General features: G+C 65.7%; 1 pseudogene. It reads left to right on the top strand.

Annotated elements, in window-relative coordinates:
- Positions 1–2,405, top strand: a pseudogene (locus GQ56_RS45400) (ESPR-type extended signal peptide-containing protein); the annotation flags it as partial.

The raw sequence follows: 2,405 nt of genomic DNA, 5'->3' as shown, positions 1-2,405 counted from the left end.
CAGCTCGATCACCTCGTTGTCGACCGGCCTTTCGTCGACCGATAGCTCGGTGACCTCGCTGTCGACGTCCACGTCGACGGGCCTCTCGTCGGCGAACAGCTCGGTCACGTCGCTGTCGACGTCGACCTCGACAGGCCTGTCGTCGGCCACCAGCTCGATCACGTCGCTCTCGACGTCGACCTCGACGGCGATCAATGCAGCGAAGACGCATTACTACAGCGTCAACGACGGCGGCACGCAGCAGGCCAACTACAACAACGATGGCGCCACGGGCACCAACGCCCTTGCTGCCGGCGTGAACGCCAGCGCGGCGGGCACCAGCAGCGTCGCGGTCGGCGACACCGCGAACGCGAAGGCGAACGGCACGGTGGCAATCGGTCAGAACGCCGTGGCCAACAACGCGGGCGATGTCGCGCTCGGCAGCGGCTCCACGACGTCAGCGCCGAACCCGACGCCGACCGGTACGGTCGGTGGCGTCACCGCGACATTTGCGGGTGGCAATCCGACCAGCGTGGTCAGCGTCGGCGCACCGGGCCAGGAACGTCAGGTCACCAACGTCGCAGCGGGTCAGATCACCGCAACGAGCACCGACGCGATTAACGGTTCGCAGCTGTACGCGACCAATTCGATCGTCGACTCGCTGTCGACCACGGTTTCGTCGTCGAGCATTGCGATCGCGTCGCTGTCGACAGGCCTGAGCTCGACCGACAGCTCGATCACGTCATTGTCGACGTCGACCTCGACGGGTCTGTCGTCCGCCAACAGCTCGATCGGCTCGCTGTCGACGTCGACCTCGACAGGCCTGTCGTCGGCGAACAGCTCGATTGGCTCGCTGTCGACCTCGACCTCGACGGGTCTGTCGTCGGCCAACAGTTCGATCGATTCACTGTCGACGTCGACCTCGACGGGTCTGTCGTCGGCGAACAGCTCGATCGGCTCGCTGTCGACCTCGACCTCGACGGGCTTGTCGTCGGCGAACAGTTCGATCGATTCGCTGTCGACGTCGACTTCGACGGGGCTGTCGTCGGCGAACAGCTCGATCGGCTCGCTGTCGACGTCGACCTCGACGGGCCTGTCGTCGGCGAACAGCTCGATCAGCTCGCTGTCCACGTCGACCTCGACGGGGCTGTCCTCGGCCAACAGTTCGATCGATTCTCTGTCGACTTCCACGTCGACGGGGCTGTCGTCGGCCGACAGCTCGATCAGCTCGCTGTCGACGTCGACCTCGACGGGCCTGTCATCGGCGAACAGCTCGATCAGCTCGCTGTCGACCTCGACCTCGACGGGTCTTTCATCGGCGAACAGCTCGATCAGCTCGCTGTCGACGTCGACCTCGACGGGCCTGTCGTCGGCGGACAGCTCGATCAGCTCGCTGTCGACGTCGACCTCGACGGGGCTGTCATCGGCGAACAGCTCGATCGATTCACTGTCGACGTCGACTTCGACGGGCCTGTCGTCGGCGGACAGCTCGATCAGCTCCCTGTCGACCTCAACGTCGACGGGCTTGTCGTCGGCCAACAGCTCGATCGATTCGCTGTCGACCTCCACGTCGACGGGTCTGTCGTCGGCGAGCAGCTCGATCACGTCGTTGTCGACCGGTCTGTCGTCGACCGATAGCTCGGTCACCTCGCTGTCGACGTCCACGTCGACGGGCCTCTCGTCGGCCAACAGCTCGATCAGCTCGCTGTCGACCTCAACGTCGACAGGCCTGTCGTCGGCCAACAGCTCGATCGATTCACTGTCGACTTCCACGTCGACGGGGCTGTCGTCGGCCAACAGCTCGATCACGTCACTGTCGACGTCGACCTCGACGGGCCTGTCGTCGGCGAACAGTTCGATCGATTCACTGTCGACGTCGACCTCGACGGGTCTGTCGTCGGCGAACAGCTCGATCACCTCGCTGTCCACGTCGACCTCGACCGGCATCAGCTCGCTGTCCACCGGCCTGAGCAGCACGGACAGCACGGTCGTGTCGCTGTCCACCTCGACCTCGACCGGCATCGGCTCGTTGTCCACCGGCCTGAGCACGACGAACAGCACGGTCGCATCGCTGTCCACGTCGACCTCGACCGCGCTCAACGCCTCGAAGACGCACTACTACAGCGTCAACGACAACGGCACGCAGCAGGCGAACTACAACAACGACGGCGCAACCGGCGTCAACGCCCTCGCGGCAGGTACGAACGCCAGTGCGGCGGGCGCCAGCAGCGTCGCGGTTGGCGACGGCTCGAACGCGCAGTCGGCAGGCGCGGTCGCGATCGGCCAGAACGCATCGGCAACGGGCGGGCAAGCCGTGTCGATCGGCTCCGGCAACACGGCAAGCGGCGACGGCGCGGTGGCGATGGGCGCGAACGACACGGCAACCGGCAACGGCGCGGTGGCGCTCGGCAACGCGAACACCGCAA

The sequence above is a fragment of the Burkholderia paludis genome (assembly GCF_000732615.1).
GTDB classification, from domain to species: Bacteria; Pseudomonadota; Gammaproteobacteria; order Burkholderiales; family Burkholderiaceae; genus Burkholderia; species Burkholderia paludis.
Note: the sequence above shows the minus strand (reverse complement) of the source record. Positions and strands in the feature narration are given on the sequence as shown.